The following is a 17,134-nucleotide window of genomic DNA, read 5'->3' as shown; positions in this document are numbered from 1 at the left end:
GAACGCGAGGCCGACGCCGCCCTGGACGTCGTCCCAGCCCATGCCGCCCGCGTGGATGAGGAAGCCGACGCCGGCGAACACGCCGATGCCCGCGAGGACCTCGAATGCCGAGTTCGAGAAGGCGACGACGAGGCCGGAGCTCGTGAGGTTCGTCTTTTTGTCGAGGTAGGAGGAGTAGGTGACCATGATGCCGAAACCGACGGACAGCGAGAAGAAGATCTGGCCGTACGCGGCGATCCACACCTGGTAGTTGGAGAGCACGCTCCAATCCGGGGTGAAGAGCTGGTTGAGGCCGTCCATCGCACCGTCCTGGAACAGGGCGAATACCACCATGACGACGAACAGCACGATGAGCAGCGGGATGAAGAACTGGTTGAGCCGCCCGATGCCCTTCTGCACGCCGAGCGCGAGGACCGCGATGGTGGCGATCCAGACGATCGCGATCATGATGGTGATTTTCGGCACGAAATCGAGGCTGAACGAGGAATCGCTCATCTGGAGGAAATCGTCGGTGAAGAACGACGTGGTCTCCTCGAGCGTGCTGCCGAAGCGCTTGTCGACGGAGAAGAACGCATACCAGGTGGCCCAGCCGATGATCGCCGCGTAATACACGGCGATGATGAGCGCGACGAGTACCTGGAACCAGCCGATCGGTTCGAGCCTGCGATCGAGCCGGCGGAATGAGAGGGGCGCGGATCCGCGGAAGCGGTGGCCGATCGAGTAGTCGAAGAAGAGGAGCGGGATTCCGGCGGTGAGCAGGGCAATGACGTAGGGCACAAGGAACGCGCCGCCACCGTTGTCGAAAGCGACATACGGAAAACGCCAGATATTGCCGAGCCCCACCGCCGAGCCGATGGCGGCGAAGACGAACACGTTACGGGAGGAAAAGGCCTCTCTCGCCTGTGTCTTCTCCGCCCCTGGCGATGATGCGGACGATGTCATCGTCGAACTCCTGTAGGGGTCGAGGGGAGGTCCGCGGGCGAGGGTGTCGCGTCGAGACCGTGTGCCGATACCTTAGACCATGCTTAGCGCGGCGGGGTCTCGATTTTGGCATTCTCCGATTTCTCGGAGGGGCGGGTTTCGCGCTCAGTCCTCTTCGCGCGCTTCGCGCTCGGCGAGCCAGAGATATGCCGAGAGCATCTTCTTGATCTCGTGGACGGTCTCCGCGTGGACGTCGCGTCCCGCCGACTCGGGCTGCTGCACGGAGAAGTTGAGGAGCGAGTAGGCGACGTGCACGAGCACCTCCGCCATGAAGGCGCGATGCTCGCTGTCCGCGGCCGGCGTGAGCGGGGAGAGGGCCGCCGCCACCATGCGGGCGAGCTCCTTCTCGTTGAGCGCGGCCGTCGCGCGCGTGGCCGGGGTCGCCTGGGTCGCGAGCCACACCGCGCGCCGGGAGGGATCGGACTGCCACATCGTGGCGAGGTGTTCGATGAACTCGTTGAGGAGTTCCGGCCAGCCCGGCGTGGGGATCTGGTTGTAGAAGTCCGCGAGCTCGGAGACGACCCCGCGGGCGTCCTGCCGGTCGAGTTCGCAGACGAGCACGTATTTGTTGGCGAAGAACTGGTACAGCGTGCCGATGGGGACGCCCGCGCGAGAGGCGACCTCCTCGCACGTGAACGAGTCGATGCCGTCTTCGATGAGCACCTCGCGGGCCGATGCGAGCAGCGCCTCGAACTTGCGCCGGCTCCGTTCTTGGATGGGCCGGCGGCGCGGGACGAGGATGTCGGGGTTCTGCTCCCCGTTGTCCTGGGCGGCATCGGAGAGCCGCGCGGTGACGGCCTCGAAGGTGTACTGATCCGCTGCGCTTCCCCTGGCGGCGTCGCTCACGTGTCCGGGCCTCCCCTTATTCGCCGGCGGCGGTGTCAGAGAGGTCGACGTCGAGCAGTCCGGCGACCATCGCCACGTGTCCCTTGGCGCGGACGTTGTAGCGGGCGAACGAGAGGGTCCCGTCTTCCTCGACGACGAAGGTGGAGCGGATGACTCCCATGACCGTCTTGCCGTAGTTTTTCTTCTCTCCGAAGGCGCCGTACGCCGTGAGCGTCTCCTTCGACTCATCGGAGAGGAGCGGGAATTCGATGCCGTACTTGTCGCGGAACTTCGCGAGCTTCTCCGGGGAGTCGGGCGAGAGGCCGACGATGCGCATGCCGGCCGTGTCGAAGTCCGGGGCGGCGGCGTTGAAGTCGCAGGTCTCGGTGGTGCAACCGGGGGTCATGGCGGCGGGGTAGACGTAGATGAGTACGCGGCCCAGGTCCTTGAGACGGACGATGTTCCCGTCAGCGTCGGGAAGTTCGAAATCCGGCGCGACATCCCCGATCTCGAGGCGATTTCCGTCCATCTACCCGAACTCCTCCCTGTCGTCGGCCGCGGCGGGCGTACTCCCGAAAGGTGATGCGGCCATCAACTTTGATCCTCACTTTACGCAATAGAGTTCGTTTCCGTTCGCCAGGTCGACGGGGCGCGGCCCTTGTGGGTTATCGTTGTTCCGGTAAATACTTGTCGGCGACGCGTCGGTCCGGCCTGCGGCTGGCTCGCATCGGCCCGCGGCCGGACCACACGCGAATCGGAGGACCCGTGGCACGCAGTTACGAAAGCATCGAAGGCGATATCGCCAAGGCGCGCGACAACCTCGCGGCCACGCTCGACGAGCTCGGCGAGCGCGTGAGCCCCAAGAACATCGCCTCGCAGGGCAAGGAGCAGGCGACGGCGTTCTTCAAGAACCCCGTGGTGCTCGCCGCGATCGGCGGAGTCGCCGCGCTCGCCGTCGGTGGTGTGCTGTTCAGCGTCAACTCGAAGCGCAAGCGCAATGCGGCGATCGATCGCTACCTCGAGTCGAAGAAGCTGGGTTCGATCCTGTCCTAGTCGGTTCTCGCCACCACGGCCGGCCTAATGAGGCCAGGTGGGAGCCTCACAAGCCCCTCGGTACCTCCGGGGGGCTTTTGTCATGTCGAAATCAGTTAACGATATGTCGTTGACATGTCGCGATATGCTTGTCATTCTTGTTTTCGACAGAGGTGCCAACGGGTGCTTCCACGAGATCGAAGGAGAACGATATGAACGGCATGAATGGCATGAGCGGTATGTATGGCATGGGCGGTATGTATGGCATGGGCGGCGCTGGCAGCTTCGGTGGTTTCGGCGCTGCCGATCGCGGCGGGCACGTCCGGCGCGGTGGGCACGTCCGGCGCGGTGGGCACGGGGGGAGCGGCGGGCACGTCCGGCGCGGTGGGCACGGGGGGAGCGCTGGACATGGTGGACGTGGCGGACTGGGTGGACCAGGTGGCCACCACGGCCTTGGTCCCGGCGCCCCGTTGCGCGGTCCACAGGGACACGGCGGTGGTCGCAGTGGCGGACCCGGCGGCAGTCGCGGTGGAGGTCGTGGCGGAGGTCGGAGCGGCGATGGCCGAGATAGCGCTTGGTCCGACGGCCGCCTGGGCCAGGAGCTCGGGCAGTTCTTCGCGGAGATGGCCAACAGCTTCGGCAACGGCGGCCATGGTGCGCCCGGAGGCCCGGGCGCACGTGGAGGGCGCGGTCCCCGCGGTCGCGGTGGCTTTGGCCAGGGCTTCGGCCCCGGCCCAGGATTCGGCGGTGGCTTCGGTTCCGGTTTCGGTGCTGGTTTCGGCACCGGCGGACCGGGGAGAGGCGACGGCAAGCGACGCGCGCGCCGCGGCGACGTCCGCAACGGCATCCTCCTGCTCCTCGCCGAGGAGTCGCGCAACGGCTACGGCGTGATGCGTGAGCTCGCCGAGCGAAGTGAAGGGGAGTGGACGCCCAGCTCGGGTGCCGTCTATCCGGCGCTGTCGCAGCTCGAGGACGAGGGTCTCATCGAACTCGACGCCGAGGCCGGCCCCAAGCACTACCGACTCACCGTCGCCGGCAGCGCCGAGGCAGAGGCGCTTGCCGAGAAGCGCGCGCCGTGGGACCTCGGCGAGAGCGATTCGGTTCAGGCCGGCGACGTTTCTGATGGCGCCGACGATGTGAACGGTCCGGGGCGTCCGGGCCTTGAGCTCGGCAACTCGATGCGCCAGATGATGCTCGCCCTGCGCTCGGTACTCGCCACCGGCGATGAGAGGCTCATCGCTCAGGCTCGCGAGGAAATCGACGGCCTACGCAAGAGCTTGTACGCGATGCTCGCGGAAAACGACTAGGTCCGCGTACCCGCGCGATCCAACTCTACAAAAGCAAAAACCGGGGCGGCACTCTCCATTGGAGGGTGCCGCCCCGGTCTCATAAAATCGTTGTGCGCCATCAGGGACTCGAACCCCGAACCCGCTGATTAAGAGTCAGCTGCTCTGCCAATTGAGCTAATGGCGCATGCGTCTCGCGGCGGTAACGAGGCGCTGTGTGGAGCGCGTCCCGCCGTGAACCGTTGAATACATTAGCACCGCCCCAACCAATCGCGAAATCGGCCCGCACCCTGCGGAAACGTGGTTGGCTCGTCGGCGAACCAACCGCGCCCGGGCGCGCTACTTGTGGAAGCCTTCGCGAAGAACGACTCCGTATTCGATCCACGCCTTCATTCCCGCGAGCATCGTCGTCCAGCCGTAGCAGTTGCCGAACGCGGCCTTCGCACCCTCGTCGCCCGGCTTCCACGCTGCCTCGGTGATGCTCACTAGCGTCCGGGTGTTGTCGTCGATCGGCTCGAACTCGAAGGTCACGCGTGTCGCGCCGTCCGCCGTCACTCCTTCTCCCGAAGCCCACTCGATGACGATTCGCTCGTTCTCGATTGCCTCGAGCACTTTGACGGGGAACGCGCCCGGGAAATCGGCGAAGTCCCAGGTGACGGTTGTGCCACCCTCGAGCCGGCCATGCGCGCCACCGGTCGTGAAGTACTTCGACAGTCGCTCTGGATCGGCTACCGCCTCGTACGTCTCGGAGACAGGCTTGGAGATGTAGCCCGAGATCGTGAACCCGAGCTCGGCCTGCTGGTTCCGCTGGTCGGGCTGTCCCTGGAGGTTCTGCGTCTCTTCGCTCATGTGGTAAAACTACAACATGTCTGACGGCGGAGGCAACGATTCCCTGGACGACGCCGTATTTAAGGCGCTGGCCAATCCCGTGCGCCGCCGTATGCTCGACGTGCTTCGCGACGCCCCGCGCACAACGGGGGAGTTGTGCGCCGCGTGTCCCGAGCTCGACCGGACGACGGTGCTGCAACACCTGCGGGTGCTCGAGCGGGCCGAGCTTGTCGCCGGGTGGCGGGTCGGGCGGGAGCGGCACCTCTCTCTGTCGCCGCTGCCGATCAAGAGGATCCACGATCGTTGGATACGCAGCTACATGACTTCCGCTGTCGATCTCCTTTCCGGACTAGGCGAGTAGCGCCTGCTGATTCCGTGGGGACGTCGTGTTCCGCGCGGTCCATCTCAATCGAATCCGCTATCGCGATGATGAGCCCGAGATATGGTCGATATTCAGGCGAAACGCCGTGCAGTTCTGGCGGATCCGAGCGCCGGCACCGGCGAAGTCGAGGGGGTCCAATGACTCGGCCGCCACATGGTCAGTCGAATGGTGGGCAGCCGCAGGTGGATGACGGCGGTGGCGGGTAACAGTACATCCCGCCGAACCCCAACGCTTAACCGGACCAGCAGAGTGACCAAGGTGCCTTCGGGGGCCAGGGTCTCTACGGGGGCCAGAATGTTTACGGGAACCAGCGTCCCTACGGGGAACAAGGTGCCTTCGGAAGTCAGAACGAATTCGGCAATCAGATTCATCCTGGCCAGAACCCCTATTCAGGCCAGAGCTCGTACTCGGGTCCGGGCTCCGATCCCGGGCGCAATCCCTCCGCCTGGCAGGCTCCCGGCGCGGGGCAGGCACCCGATGCGGGGCAGCCCCCCTATGGAATGCCGGCGAATCCATGCGCTGGCCCGCCAGTGAATTCGCCGGATACCGCTCAGTTCCCTCCCGGTGGGGATCCTCGTTCCGGGTATTCGCTGCCCGGCCGGTGGCCGTACGGCTCCGGCGGTGGCTTCCCGCCTCCCGGTGGGCCCAATGCTCCCGGCGGACCTATTCCTCCTGGTGGCCCCATCTCTCCGGGCAAGTGGCCGAACGGAGCGCATCCGCAGGCGCAGAAATCGAATACTGGGCTGATCCTCGGCGGCATCGTCGCCCTGGTCCTTGTTTTCGCTCTCGCCATCATGGCGTTCGTGGTGTTGAGGCCAAAGGGCGACGGCTCCACCACGGCGTCCGGTGCCACGGCGTCGCCGGGATCGTCGTTGGGCGGCGCCTCGGTGAGCGGCACTCCACCGACCGAGGAGCCCGATGCGCTGCTACCTCCGTCGTCTGATGAATCCCTGGTACTTCCGGAGGAGACCACCTTTCCGCCTGGTCCGCTCTGGGTCAGGCACGAAGTCGAGTCCTCGAGCAGCGACGTGACGGTGACATATGTGCCGGACGATGCGGAGGTCGAGCTGGAAGAGGTTTCGAGTACGTGGTCGACGGGGTTCACTTCCGATAGCACCCCGTACCACTAATTCGCTGTGAGTATTCTGGTGTGCGATGGCGGCGATTCGACGTGCCGGATCCTGGTCAATGACGAAGTGGCGGTTGAGGACAGCGGGCACGGGAGCATGGGCTTGGCGGACTGTTCCTTGATGTCGACGGGCAACTGATTGGTCTCGCACAAGCGACCATAGTCGAACACTTCCTTTGTGTCGAACGAATGTGCTAATGTCTTTTGTGTCAGAAGCGCTCAAATTCGCACACGTGGGAGCCGGAATGGCACGCTCGACCACTGCACGATGTTCACCGCCCAATGGTCCTGCCAGGTTAAAAGCCCTTTCCCCTGTTCGTCGGGCTCGTCCGTCGGATCTTGCAAATACTCTCCCGGAGGCGCTCGATCGACTCGTCGAGTCGGCATCGAATGTTCGAACAGCAGCCGTCGGCGAAAGGGGTGCCGGGTCACTCGTTGAGCTCCCCGAAATGCTCCAGTCGCTGGGGCGGACGCTTATGTGTGTGGCGTCCCATCTGGGCCCCGAGGCACAACAGGGAGACGTGTTCGCAGTGCTCGCGTCGTCGGCGGAGGCGGCGGCGATGTCGCGTTCGCTCGATGTCCTCAGGGAAGAGGAGGCGAGATTTCGCGAAACGCATCCCGAGGAGCCCGGCGGATGGGTAGATCCGCACGAGTACCAGCGCATTGACCCGGAAACCCAGGCGGCCGATCGGGTCGCCTCGGAGATGAACCTTACGGTGTCCCACGCGCGCCGCTTGCTCGGGGGCGCGGTCCTTCTGTCGCGCTGCTCACGGGTGTGGAATGCCGCTCTTCGCGGGGCAGTTCCGTCGAAAGTGGCCGTACGGATCTCGCGCGAGCTCGAGCATGTCGTGGACCCGGAGAAGCGCTCGGAGATCGAGGCCCGGATACTCCTGTTGTGCGAGGTCGACGGTCGCACGGCCCGGTGGTCATCGGGGGCCACTCGAAAGCTGCACTCGATCATCAACGATGTCGACCCGGACGCGCTCAAGTCGGGTGAGGAAAATGCCGTGCGGGGGAGGGGCGTACGCAAATGGTCTCCCTCGCCCGCCGAGTCGGTGGTGTGCGCAGATCTGCCCATACTCGAGGCGGAGGCTGTGTGGAGCTCGGTCGACGGACTTGCCGCCGCGTGGGGTCGGATGGCGGGCGAGGACCGTACTGCGGCGCAGCGGCGTGCAGATGCCCTTGTCCAGCTGGTCACGGGGATAGACAAACGGCCGCCGGGGGACGAGACCCCGATCGGCGGGCATTCGTCGAACCCTGCGATCACGATCGTCGCGGGCGCCAGTTCGCAGATCGGGACGGTGCGAGCGTTCGGCGGCTCAGGCTCGGCGGTCAGGGAGCGGCTCGACGAACTCCTGTCCGCGTCTCGGTCGGCGTCCCTGGCTGTGCTCCCCATCGGAGATGACGTCGCGGGTCCGAATCTCCACCGCCTCTCCCGGGAATTGGCGGAGGTGGCCGAGAGGATCGCCGCAGAGACCACGTACACGCCGTCTGCGTCCCTGCGCCGGCTCGTCGTTCTCCGGGACGGCACGTGCCGCCACCCGGGCTGTGAAGTGTCGGCCGGGCGCTGCGATCTCGACCATGTCCGGCCATTCGTCGCAAGCGATCCGCTCGGCGGCGGGCTCACTCGCGAAGACAACCTCATCGCGCTGTGCCGACACCACCACCGGGCGAAGACGCATGGAGAAATGATGTACGAGCTCCTGCCGGACGGCCGCGTGAGGGCTTCGCTGGGAGGTCGCGTGCTCGGAGACAGCACTCCGAATGGCCCTAGGGGGATCGAAAGGGAAGCGCTAGGGCTGGAGTATGCGGCTGCGGCGCCGGAGTATCGGGATCAGGTGCTCGCGCTGACCGATGCCGCTCGGGCGCTTGGCGAGGTGCTTCTCCGCTGTCGGGGCGTCGACGGCGGCAGGGCCTCGTATGGCGCTGGCAATGAAGTCGGCACAGGCGCCGGCAACGGAGCAGGCACCGGAAAAGGCAGCGGCAACTGCTCGGGCAGCGGCAACTGCTCGGGCATCGGCGACGGCTCGGGCCGAGCTGCAGCGGCACGAGGGGGAGTGCAAGCTGCTTCTGCGTGCTCGACGTCAACGCCGCTACGGCGTAGTCAGCATCGATCTGCTCGCCGAACGCGAACGACTGCGGCCTTCCGCAAATCTCGCCGGGCGGCTCTGAGGGAGATTGTCGGAGCGACTGCTGGGGAAGCGTCGAAAAGCGCGCCGAAGAACGCGCCGGGGGCGAAGGTCGGATTCGATCGCGTTGACCCCTCCCAGGACGAAGCTTTGTCCGAACCACCGTTCTGAGGGGTAGGCGGGTGTCGGGCACGAAAAAGCCCGGGCCGCTTGTACCTGCACGAGAATGTGCGGACGGCCCGGGCTCTCTCCCTGGGGTGAGTGACGGGACTCGAACCCGCGACAGCCAGGATCACAACCTGGTGCTCTACCAACTGAAGAGAACAGGGGCACGCATAGGCCTGCACCCTTTGTCAAAGGTGCAGGTCAAGGCGCGGGCACTGTGGGCACGGTGAGCAATGTCGGCACTAATTACTGACGAACTGCGGATTATTTGCGGAATGGACGCGCCCCACGCCGCGACCAACAAAGCCGACCTAAGGCAATTTTTACCCCCGCCGACAACCCCTGTAACATTCGTTGCTTAGTTTGCACTAAGAATGTGAACCAGGATACCAGCGCCACCAAAGGCCCTCAGGACAGGAACTCCCGTGACCAACAACCAGCCGCCCACCGGACCTCAGAACTGGCAGGGCGACCCGAACCAGCAGTGGCAGCAGCACCCGCAGCAGTGGCAGCAGCACCCGCAGCAGTGGCAGCAACAGCCCCAGAAAATGCGCGGTGGGTGCTTCAAATGGTTCGCGATCATCGCGGGAATCATTGTCGTCCTTATCATCGTCATCGCCGCCATCTCGGCTGCAGGCGGCGGTAACAACGACTCCACGAGCGACAGCAGCCAGCCCGGGAACTCCGAATCCAAGGACGCCGACGAGCAGCAGAACGGTTCGACGGTGAAGTTCGAGGTTGAAACCGCAGACGGCAGCAACGTGTCCGTCACCTACACCAGCGCGGGCGATGGCGCGAGCCAGGCGCAAGACAACGCCACTGCGTCGCCCTGGTCGAAGGAGATTCAGGTCGACAAGCACGGCATGCTCAACGTCAACGTGCTCGCCCAGCAAGAGGGCTCCGGAGACGTCACGTGCCGGATCCTCGTTGATGGGGAAGAGGTCAACTCGAACACGTCGAGCGGCCCGTACTCCATCGCCACATGCAACTTCGCGGACTTCCTCCGCTAACCGAAACGGACACCCCATGGACATCCTCAACATGCTCATCACCTACGCCGCGCAGATCATCAACTTCCTGTTTCCCAACCCGTTCACCAGCGGGATCACGAACGAAACCGTGGGGGCGACCGATGCGTAAGCTCCTCGCTGCCGTCGCCGCGGCGCTCGCCGTGGGCGGAATGGCCGCTTGCTCGAGCAACCCCGACGAGGCGACCGTCACGGTCACGAAGACCGCCGAATCGTCCAAGCCGACCACCTCGACGAAACCGAGCGCAACCCCCACGACCGAAGCCGAGCCCGCCGGCCAGACGGCCGAGCAACCCGCCGAAGGCCCCGGCATCGATGGATGGGTGCCGGTCTCCACAGAGGTTAGCTACCAGTGCCCGCAGACGGACGCATTCGTGTCTGACCCGTCGCAGTGCACGCCGGAGAACCTAGGCGCGGTGCCGCCGCAGGATCTCTCCACGGTCGCTTTCGCCGATGGTGGCACTTGTGCGGCCGCGATCTGCGGCTATGGGCACGACGAGAATGGGAACCGCAACCCGACGTCTGGGGAGTTGCAGGGGCAGCACGGGTGCGAGCAGGGGTACATCACGGACCCTGACTACTGCGCACAGGTCGCAGAGATTACGGGGAACTGATCAGGCGTAAAACAATCGCCGTACTCGCTGCCGGATCGCTCACCGCATGCTCGAGCAACTGGAACGAAGTGACCGTCACCGTGACCAAGTCGCAGAGTCCAACCACTTCCGCCTCGAGTGCGAGTACGCCAACGGCCGAGGAGACTTCGGAAGCTGAGACAAACGATGTCCAAGAAGAACAGGTGACACCTGAGACATCGGAAGAAGAAGCGTCGGCTGGGCAACCATCGGTCCCGGCGCCGACCGTAGTGGGATGTGCGAATTATGGTGGGTCGGCGCGGATGTCGGACGGTTCCGTTGCCTATTCGGCGTCATGCGACGAGAACGCTATTGGGCTAGTGCCCGGCAACGTCGCTCCATACGGCGAGTTTGCGATCGATCCGCCCGTGACTGCGGACAACAACTACAACCCGGACACCGCGAGGATCGCTGGCCAGAACTGGTGGGGCGAGTGCATGGCGTCGAACACTCCCGAGTTCTGCCGAGCGAACGACCCGTACCAGTGATGCGGTACACGGATCTCGCCCGCGAGCTGGCTGTGGAGCTCGACGCTCCCGCCGAGGAGGTGCTCTCCGACCTCATGTCCGCGATGCACGCGCACGGGTGGCTTCGAAGAATGAGTGGTACGCGCCGCGTTGGGCCGATCTGTTTGTTCGGGGCGCTGGGCCAGGGAGTTCACTGACGAACTCGATGGGTGTACCGTCCATAGTGATTCCTTGCAGGGGATTTCAGGCCGCCCGGTGTTGCACCACCAGGGCGGCTTCTTTATGCCGCCGCGTCGGGGACTTGGATGACGAGGTTGTCGAGAGTCCGGCCGGTGATCCTTTTCAGCTCCATCAGGTCGGTGATGGACGACGACGTGAGTCCCTTGCGGAGACTCCGAACCGTCGCGCCGGTGCGTCCGATCTGGACCCCAAGCTGTTCGTCGGACGTGAGGCCGCAGATGCGCCGTGCGTCGTCCAGGACGGTGGGGTCGATGCGAATCAATGTTCACCTCCTCCGATGAGTCGTGAACGGCGATCGAACATTCACCGTACGGCATGAACATCAAGCTATACACGGCGAACGAATTACGCAAGTGTGATTCGAAAAACTCTTGTTTCCCCAGCTAGAGGCCGAACATTAATTGTTCGCATGTGGGTTGATCCGTGCTAGTCTCGTCGCATGAGACACAGCGAATGGCTCGAGAGGACGACCGGCGGGGCCTCGCCCCGCGCCGTCGGCCGAGCGACAGGCATCTCGTTCCGGACGGTCACCGACCAGACCGCCCGCGAATCTTTGGCCGCCGAGAACGTCATCAAGATCGCCGACGCGTACGGCGCGCACCCGGTCCGCGCCCTCGTTGATTGCGGGTACCTTGCCGCGGACTACGCAGTGGAGATCGACCCGTTTACCGCGCTAAGCGGGGTCACCGACGACGACCTTGCGAAAGAAGTTCTGCGGAGGATGAAGCTCAGTGGCGATCACCGAGCGCTCTCGGAACCGGTTGACGACCTCGCAGCACGCCGACGAAACCGCGAGGAAGCGAGCGCCGACAACTGGCGAGACGCCGAGGGGCCGCAGCTAGGACGTCAAACAAGAACGATCCATGCTATGAATGACAACACTGTAATTGCAGGTCACGAGGGCGACATGTCGGAGCGCGACTCTAGCTTTCCTGGCATGCGATACCACCCATAGCGACGCCTAGCGCGGCACATGACGGTCAACACCCGCGCCGACCTACCCGCCCACATCGACGCCCTCACAGACGGCACGCGCATCTGGTTCCGCCGCGGCCTCACTCAAGCGCAACGACGCTCCGCCCTCGCGCACGAGCTCGTCCACATCGAGCGCGGGCCGGTCCCGCCGTTCGCCGAGGCGAAAGAGGAGGAGCTCGTCGAATGAATCGCCGCTCGCCGGCTGATCGATCTCGACATGCTCGACGAAGCGCTCGTGTGGCATGGGGGAGTAGTCCACGCAGACACGGCCGACGACTGCTGGAGCGACCTGACGATGCTCCAAGCGCGGATACGGGCGTGTAGTTCCGCCGAACTCGAGTATTCGCATCGCCGGTTCGAGCAGATCGAGGGGGCGGCATGAACACAGCCGAGATCCTCTCATTCGAACGCAAGCGGTGGCGATACCGAGGCTCCAAAGAAGAAGCGATCCGCGAGACGTTCGGCGTCTCCACGCCCCGCTACTACCAAGTCCTCAACCAGATCCTCTACACCGAGGAGGCTATGCTCGCCGATCCGCTCACCGTGAAGCGGCTCCGGCGGATACGAGACTCGCGCTCCGCGAAACCTGTACGCACCTACAGCCTGAACGGATAGATACACGTGGCTATCCAGAAACGCGACACCTCCGCCGGCGCCAGGTATGTCGCCCGGTACCGCGGATCCGACCGAAAGGAACGATCCTGCACCTTCGCCCGCCGCAAAGACGCGAAAGCATGGCTCGAGGACCGCGAACGCGAACTGCGGCGAGGGAGTGGATTGACCCTGAGCTCGGCTGAGAAACCGTTCTCGACTACGGGAAGCGATGGAAGGACCGTGCCCACCCGATGGCACCCGCTCGCACCGGCAGTCGCTCCTCGACAACCTTGGACGGCTCGCCGACGCCCCACTCGGGAAGGTGAAGAAGGGCGACGTGAACGAGTGGTTCCAGTTCCTCGCGGCACGCCCGTGGGCGGACGGGAAACCGCTCGCCGATTCGACCCGCGCAGCGACGCACAAGGACCTCACCGCGCTATTCCGGTCCGCGGTGACCGAGGAGCTGATCCTTCGCAGTCCGGTAGGGCCGCGGCCGAAGGCCGAACGTCACGATGAGCCTTTCATCGAAAACGAGCTTATCACCCCGTTGCAGCTCGCGAAGCTCGTCATTGCGGCCCGTGACGGGGTGAAGGGTGCCCGGCCGATGCAGATGTTCGCCCGCGCCGTCGTCGTCGCTGCGACATCGGGTCTGCGGCCTGGGGAGTTCGCCGGGTTGAAGGTGCGAAACGTCGACTGCCGGCGCCTCGAGATCCACGTCGTCGAGCAGGCGACCAGGGCAGCCGGAGGAACCCAACGCACGAAGTCGGCAGCGTCAAGGCGCACGGTGCCCGTGCCGAAGGAGACTATTGACGCGATCGCCGAGCAGCTTTCGGTTCAGCTGCGAGGCGCCAATGAGATAGTGTTCTGCTCGTCGAGAGGCTCGGCGCTCACGCAGGTTCGGTTCGGCGAGTACTTCCGCCGCTATCGCGAGGCCGCGGGGATCGGTGGGCGGACGATGCACGATCTGCAACACCTGTACGTATCGGCGCTAATCCGGGCAAGGAGGTCGACGAAAGTCGTGCAGAAACGTCTAGGGCACGCCTCGGTCTCGGTCACCTTGGACGTGTATACGCAACTGTGGCTCGACGATGACGACGCGGACCGGGTAGCAATCGCGGAGCAGCTGCGGGATATGTGCGGATTATCGACGCTGCCCGAACCGAAGCGGGGAGTGCGTGACCGCCGTGGTGGTGACGAAATGAGGAAAACCCCCTGCCTGAGCAGGGGGTTTTCGTTTGGGGTGAGTGACGGGACTCGAACCCGCGACAGCCAGGATCACAACCTGGTGCTCTACCAACTGAACTACACTCACCACGCTCGTCGGAACTTACACATGTAGTCACATGCGGTCCCGCGCAGCGCTCAGAAGTCTACATGCCGCCCGCTCACGAGAGCGAATCGGCGATCTTCGCGACTTCCTCGGAGGAGGGGCCGGGCTCCGGCACGAAGGCGGCGGCGCGGTAGTAGCGCAGCTCCTTGATGGATTCCTCAATGTCGGCGAGCGCGCGGTGCGCCATCCCTTTTTCTGGCTGGCCGAAGTAGATCCGCGGGTACCAGCGGCGGCACAGCTCCTTGATCGAGCTCACGTCGATCATGCGGTAGTGGAGGAACTCGTCGAGCTCGGGCATGTCACGTGCGATGAACTTCCGGTCCGTCGCGATCGAGTTCCCGGCCAGCGGAGCCGATCCCGGGTTCTCCACCCACTCGCGGACGTAGTCGAGCACGGCCTTTTCGGCCTCGGCGACGGTAACGCTCGAAGCGCGGATCTCGTCCGTCAGCCCAGAGGAGGCGTGCATGTTCTTGACGACGTCGCTCATGGCATCCAACGCGGCATCGGGCGCCCCGATCACGATGTCGACGCCGTCGCCGAGCACGTTGAGGTCACTGTCGGTGACTAACGCCGCGATCTCCACGAGAAGGTCTGCGCCCTCTTCGGTCCCGCCGTCGAGGCCTGTCATCTCGCAATCGATCCACACGATCCGGTCGTGGCGCGGATTGAGCGCGGGTTCGGCAACGGTCTTGGCAGCATCTGATTCTGGCATGATCTAAATCATGCCGAACGAAACCCCAGCAAGCGACCCCGCGGCCGCATCAACGTCCGAATCCTCCCCCGCACAGGCCATCGCGCAGGGCTATGCGAGCGAGGGCTCCGCCGTCACACTCGGCTCCGTACTGGTGGACGGGACGCCCCATTCGGACTCCCGCGTGGCGATTCCGCTGTCGATGATCAACCGGCATGGACTCATCGCCGGCGCGACCGGCACGGGCAAGACGAAGACGCTGCAACTCATCGCGGAACAGCTGTCCGCGAACGGCGTGCCTGTCGTGATGGCCGACGTCAAGGGCGATCTTTCGGGCCTGGCGAAGCCCGGCGAGGGATCGGAGAAGGCGAAGAAGCGCGCCGACGAGGCCGGCGTCGATTGGTCGCCGGCCGGTTACCCCGTGGAGTTCCTCTCGCTCGGCACCGAGGGCATCGGTGTGCCGCTGCGCGCGCGGGTCAGCTCGTTCGGGCCGATCCTGCTGTCGAAGGTCCTCGGGCTCAATTCGACACAGGAGTCGACCCTCGGTCTCGTCTTCCACTGGGCCGACGAGCAGGGCCTCGAGCTCTACGACCTCAAGGACCTCCGCGCGGTCCTGCAGTACCTCACCTCGGACGAGGGCAAGGAGGAGCTCAAGGGAATCGGCGGCGTCTCCGCGCAGACCGCGGGCGTGATCCTCCGCTCGCTCGTCAACCTCTCGAACAACGGCGGCGACACCTTTTTCGGCGATCCGGAGCTCGACCCCGCCGACCTGCGCCAGGTCGTCGACGGCAAGGGCACGATCTCGCTCATCGAGCTCGGCGACCAGGCGGGCCGCCCCGTGCTGTTCTCGACGTTCCTCATGTGGATTCTCGCGGAGCTCTTCCACGACCTGCCCGAGAAGGGCGACGCGGACAAGCCGGAGCTCGTCTTCATCTTCGACGAGGCCCACCTGCTGTTCCAGGATGCCTCGAAGGCATTCCTCGAGCAGGTAGAGCAGACGGTAAAGCTCATCCGTTCCAAGGGCGTGGGTGTCTTCTTCTGCTCGCAGCTCCCCACGGACATCCCCGGCGAAATCCTCTCGCAGCTCGGCGCGCGCATCCAGCACGCGTTCCGCGCCTTCACGCCCGAGGACCAGAAGGCGCTGTCGAAGACGGTCAAGACGTACCCGAAGTCGGATGTCTACGACCTCGAGCAGGCGCTCACAGGCGCTGGCATCGGCGAAGCGATCGTCACGGTGCTCTCCGAGCGCGGCGCACCGACCCCGGTGGCGTGGACCCTCATGGCGCCGCCGACCTCTCTGATGAACACGATCGGCAACGACGCGATCTCCGAGGCCGCCAAGGGCAGCGCGGCTTGGGGCAAGTACGGGGAGACCGTCGACCCGCAAAGCGCCTACGAGAAGCTCGAGGAGAAGGCGAACGCGGCTGCGGGGGCCGAGAACGTAGCGAATTCCGCGAACGCGGAGCGCGCTGAAACCGCGTCCCCAGCCCCAGCGGAAAAAGAAAACGCTTCGAAGGGCGGAGGAAAGGACGAGGGCTCCTTTATCGAGCGCGCCATGTCCAACCCGGCGACCCGCAGCTTTATGCGCAGCGCGGCGAGCGCTGCCGGGCGCGAGATCACGCGCAGCCTCTTCGGGACGCGCCGCAGGCGGTAGCTCTGGGAGAGCTCGCCGGTAGGGGACGACCGTGCCGGCGCCTGTGGTGCCGTCAGACCTGGCGCCGTCAGACCTGGCGCCGTCAGACCTGGCGCGGCCGCAGCGCGAGCGAGCAGGCCGAGCGGGATGATGAGGACGAGCATGTCGAGCAAGTGGGCGTACATCGCGTCCGCTTAGCTCGGCCCGCCCCATGCGTTGACGTACTCGGCGGGTCTACCGATGTAGCCGAGCTGCATCCCGAAGCGGAAGAGCGCGTAGGCGACGGCGAACACCGCGAACGCGACGAGCGCCGCACGCAGGACACGGACGACTCCGAAGAACCGCGCACCAACCGAGCCCGCCCGCGCCGGCCGGAACGCTGCCGCGATCCGGTCGGCGGTGCCGCGCCGCCACGGCGCCGTCAGCGCCGAGAAGGCTCGTTCGAGAAGAGCTCGTTCGAGTAAACCCACTGCGCTCCCGCGGCGAGCGCCGTCAGGACGAGATGGAACGGCCAAGCGTTCTGGGCGGGGTCGTGCACGGGAAGCTGTTGTGCTGCGCCGCTCGCAGAGGTCGAGAGGAACACAGCAGTAGTGACGGCGCCGAGCGCGACCATCGCCGCGCTCCCGATGACGAGCACAGGGGAGAGCGTGTTGCGGGCGGGGCGTCGAAGAGAGCTGGGCATGCCCCCGGGAGCTAGGCGCGGCGAACCCCCGAGGGCATCACCCGCGAGAGGGATATCGGGCCGATTTCGATATCGGGCTGCTTCGAAATCGGGCTACTTCTCGGC

18 protein-coding genes, 3 tRNA genes and 3 pseudogenes are annotated in these 17,134 nt (G+C 65.1%); 13 read left to right on the top strand and 11 right to left on the bottom strand.

Annotated features, from left to right (window positions below; translation table 11 throughout):
* The 3 genes and pseudogenes from V7E05_RS02730 to V7E05_RS02720 all read right to left on the bottom strand — a co-directional run.
* Positions 1 to 942 (bottom strand): annotated as a pseudogene (locus V7E05_RS02730) (sodium-dependent transporter); the annotation flags it as partial.
* A gap of 144 nt (positions 943 to 1,086) precedes the next feature.
* Positions 1,087 to 1,722 (bottom strand): TetR/AcrR family transcriptional regulator, encoded by a 636-nt coding sequence (locus V7E05_RS02725; protein WP_333618164.1) that lies wholly within the window; start codon positions 1,720 to 1,722, stop codon positions 1,087 to 1,089.
* Positions 1,723 to 1,843: 121 nt separating this feature from the next.
* The gene (locus V7E05_RS02720) at positions 1,844 to 2,335 is read right to left on the bottom strand and encodes a peroxiredoxin (protein WP_333618139.1); all 492 of its coding nucleotides are present in this window, start codon (positions 2,333 to 2,335) and stop codon (positions 1,844 to 1,846) included.
* Between the two features lie 236 nt (positions 2,336 to 2,571).
* Between V7E05_RS02720 and V7E05_RS02715 the strand changes: the two genes are divergently transcribed.
* Both V7E05_RS02715 and V7E05_RS02710 read left to right on the top strand, forming a co-directional pair.
* Positions 2,572 to 2,859, top strand: a complete 288-nt coding sequence (locus tag V7E05_RS02715) for a DUF3618 domain-containing protein (protein ID WP_333618138.1) — start codon at positions 2,572 to 2,574, stop codon at positions 2,857 to 2,859.
* A 602-nt stretch (positions 2,860 to 3,461) separates the two neighbouring features.
* Positions 3,462 to 4,145: a PadR family transcriptional regulator gene (locus V7E05_RS02710; RefSeq protein ID WP_333618137.1), complete on the top strand. Its 684-nt coding sequence runs from the start codon at positions 3,462 to 3,464 to the stop codon at positions 4,143 to 4,145.
* A gap of 93 nt (positions 4,146 to 4,238) precedes the next feature.
* On the opposite strand, the gene V7E05_RS02705 is transcribed toward V7E05_RS02710, so the two are convergent.
* Together V7E05_RS02705 and V7E05_RS02700 are read right to left on the bottom strand one after the other, a co-directional pair.
* Positions 4,239 to 4,311, bottom strand: a tRNA-Lys gene (locus V7E05_RS02705).
* A gap of 152 nt (positions 4,312 to 4,463) precedes the next feature.
* Positions 4,464 to 4,973, bottom strand: coding sequence for an SRPBCC domain-containing protein (locus V7E05_RS02700; RefSeq protein ID WP_333618136.1), 510 nt, complete (start codon positions 4,971 to 4,973; stop codon positions 4,464 to 4,466).
* Positions 4,974 to 4,989: 16 nt separating this feature from the next.
* On the opposite strand from V7E05_RS02700, the gene V7E05_RS02695 reads away from it, so the two are divergent.
* The 3 genes from V7E05_RS02695 to V7E05_RS02685 all read left to right on the top strand — a co-directional run bounded on the left by V7E05_RS02695 (position 4,990) and on the right by V7E05_RS02685 (position 8,763).
* Positions 4,990 to 5,313 (top strand): ArsR/SmtB family transcription factor, encoded by a 324-nt coding sequence (locus tag V7E05_RS02695; protein ID WP_333618135.1) that lies wholly within the window; start codon positions 4,990 to 4,992, stop codon positions 5,311 to 5,313.
* 824 nt (positions 5,314 to 6,137) lie between these two features.
* Entirely contained in the window at positions 6,138 to 6,464 is a 327-nt protein-coding gene (locus V7E05_RS02690; RefSeq protein ID WP_333618134.1) for a hypothetical protein, read from the top strand.
* A 481-nt stretch (positions 6,465 to 6,945) separates the two neighbouring features.
* Positions 6,946 to 8,763, top strand: coding sequence for an HNH endonuclease signature motif containing protein (locus V7E05_RS02685; RefSeq protein WP_333618133.1), 1,818 nt, complete (start codon positions 6,946 to 6,948; stop codon positions 8,761 to 8,763).
* Positions 8,764 to 8,850: 87 nt separating this feature from the next.
* Here the strand turns inward: V7E05_RS02685 and V7E05_RS02680 are convergent.
* A tRNA-His gene (locus tag V7E05_RS02680) sits at positions 8,851 to 8,918 on the bottom strand.
* Between the two features lie 264 nt (positions 8,919 to 9,182).
* Between V7E05_RS02680 and V7E05_RS02675 the strand changes: the two genes are divergently transcribed.
* From V7E05_RS02675 to V7E05_RS02665, 3 genes are all read left to right on the top strand, one after another.
* Positions 9,183 to 9,767, top strand: coding sequence for an MmpS family transport accessory protein (locus V7E05_RS02675; protein WP_333618132.1), 585 nt, complete (start codon positions 9,183 to 9,185; stop codon positions 9,765 to 9,767).
* Positions 9,768 to 9,889: 122 nt separating this feature from the next.
* Complete coding sequence (locus V7E05_RS02670) at positions 9,890 to 10,399, top strand: hypothetical protein (protein ID WP_333618131.1); 510 nt, start codon at positions 9,890 to 9,892, stop codon at positions 10,397 to 10,399.
* Between the two features lie 338 nt (positions 10,400 to 10,737).
* On the top strand, positions 10,738 to 10,905 hold the full coding sequence (locus V7E05_RS02665; RefSeq protein ID WP_333618130.1) for a hypothetical protein: 168 nt from the start codon (positions 10,738 to 10,740) through the stop codon (positions 10,903 to 10,905).
* 259 nt (positions 10,906 to 11,164) lie between these two features.
* On the opposite strand, the gene V7E05_RS02660 is transcribed toward V7E05_RS02665, so the two are convergent.
* A complete protein-coding gene (locus tag V7E05_RS02660; RefSeq protein WP_333618129.1) occupies positions 11,165 to 11,386 on the bottom strand; it encodes a hypothetical protein in 222 nt (73 codons plus the stop codon).
* A 177-nt stretch (positions 11,387 to 11,563) separates the two neighbouring features.
* Between V7E05_RS02660 and V7E05_RS02655 the strand changes: the two genes are divergently transcribed.
* The 4 genes and pseudogenes from V7E05_RS02655 to V7E05_RS14275 all read left to right on the top strand — a co-directional run.
* On the top strand, positions 11,564 to 12,079 hold the full coding sequence (locus V7E05_RS02655; protein WP_333618128.1) for a hypothetical protein: 516 nt from the start codon (positions 11,564 to 11,566) through the stop codon (positions 12,077 to 12,079).
* An 18-nt stretch (positions 12,080 to 12,097) separates the two neighbouring features.
* Positions 12,098 to 12,286 carry a hypothetical protein gene (locus V7E05_RS02650; RefSeq protein WP_333618127.1) on the top strand — a complete coding sequence of 63 codons (189 nt, stop codon included), beginning with the start codon at positions 12,098 to 12,100 and terminating at the stop codon, positions 12,284 to 12,286.
* Between the two features lie 203 nt (positions 12,287 to 12,489).
* Positions 12,490 to 12,714, top strand: a pseudogene (locus V7E05_RS02645) (DUF3263 domain-containing protein); the annotation flags it as partial.
* Between the two features lie 208 nt (positions 12,715 to 12,922).
* Positions 12,923 to 13,756, top strand: a pseudogene (locus V7E05_RS14275) (tyrosine-type recombinase/integrase); the annotation flags it as partial.
* Positions 13,757 to 13,929: 173 nt separating this feature from the next.
* Here the strand turns inward: V7E05_RS14275 and V7E05_RS02640 are convergent.
* Together V7E05_RS02640 and orn are read right to left on the bottom strand one after the other, a co-directional pair.
* Positions 13,930 to 14,005 (bottom strand) — tRNA-His (locus V7E05_RS02640).
* Between the two features lie 73 nt (positions 14,006 to 14,078).
* Complete coding sequence (orn, locus tag V7E05_RS02635; protein WP_333618126.1) at positions 14,079 to 14,735, bottom strand: oligoribonuclease; 657 nt, start codon at positions 14,733 to 14,735, stop codon at positions 14,079 to 14,081.
* A gap of 10 nt (positions 14,736 to 14,745) precedes the next feature.
* On the opposite strand from orn, the gene V7E05_RS02630 reads away from it, so the two are divergent.
* A complete protein-coding gene (locus V7E05_RS02630; protein WP_333618125.1) occupies positions 14,746 to 16,368 on the top strand; it encodes a helicase HerA-like domain-containing protein in 1,623 nt (540 codons plus the stop codon).
* 173 nt (positions 16,369 to 16,541) lie between these two features.
* Here the strand turns inward: V7E05_RS02630 and V7E05_RS02625 are convergent, their stop codons facing one another.
* A complete protein-coding gene (locus V7E05_RS02625) occupies positions 16,542 to 16,817 on the bottom strand; it encodes a hypothetical protein (RefSeq protein ID WP_333618124.1) in 276 nt (91 codons plus the stop codon).
* Positions 16,769 to 17,029: a hypothetical protein gene (locus V7E05_RS02620; RefSeq protein ID WP_333618123.1), complete on the bottom strand. Its 261-nt coding sequence runs from the start codon at positions 17,027 to 17,029 to the stop codon at positions 16,769 to 16,771. Before V7E05_RS02620 ends, V7E05_RS02625 begins: the two co-directional genes overlap by 49 nt.
* Positions 17,030 to 17,134: the final 105 nt, after the last annotated feature.

The sequence above is a fragment of the Dietzia sp. genome, assembly GCF_036741115.1.
In the GTDB taxonomy this organism is placed as follows: Bacteria; Actinomycetota; Actinomycetes; order Mycobacteriales; family Mycobacteriaceae; genus Dietzia.
Note: the sequence above shows the minus strand (reverse complement) of the source record. Positions and strands in the feature narration are given on the sequence as shown.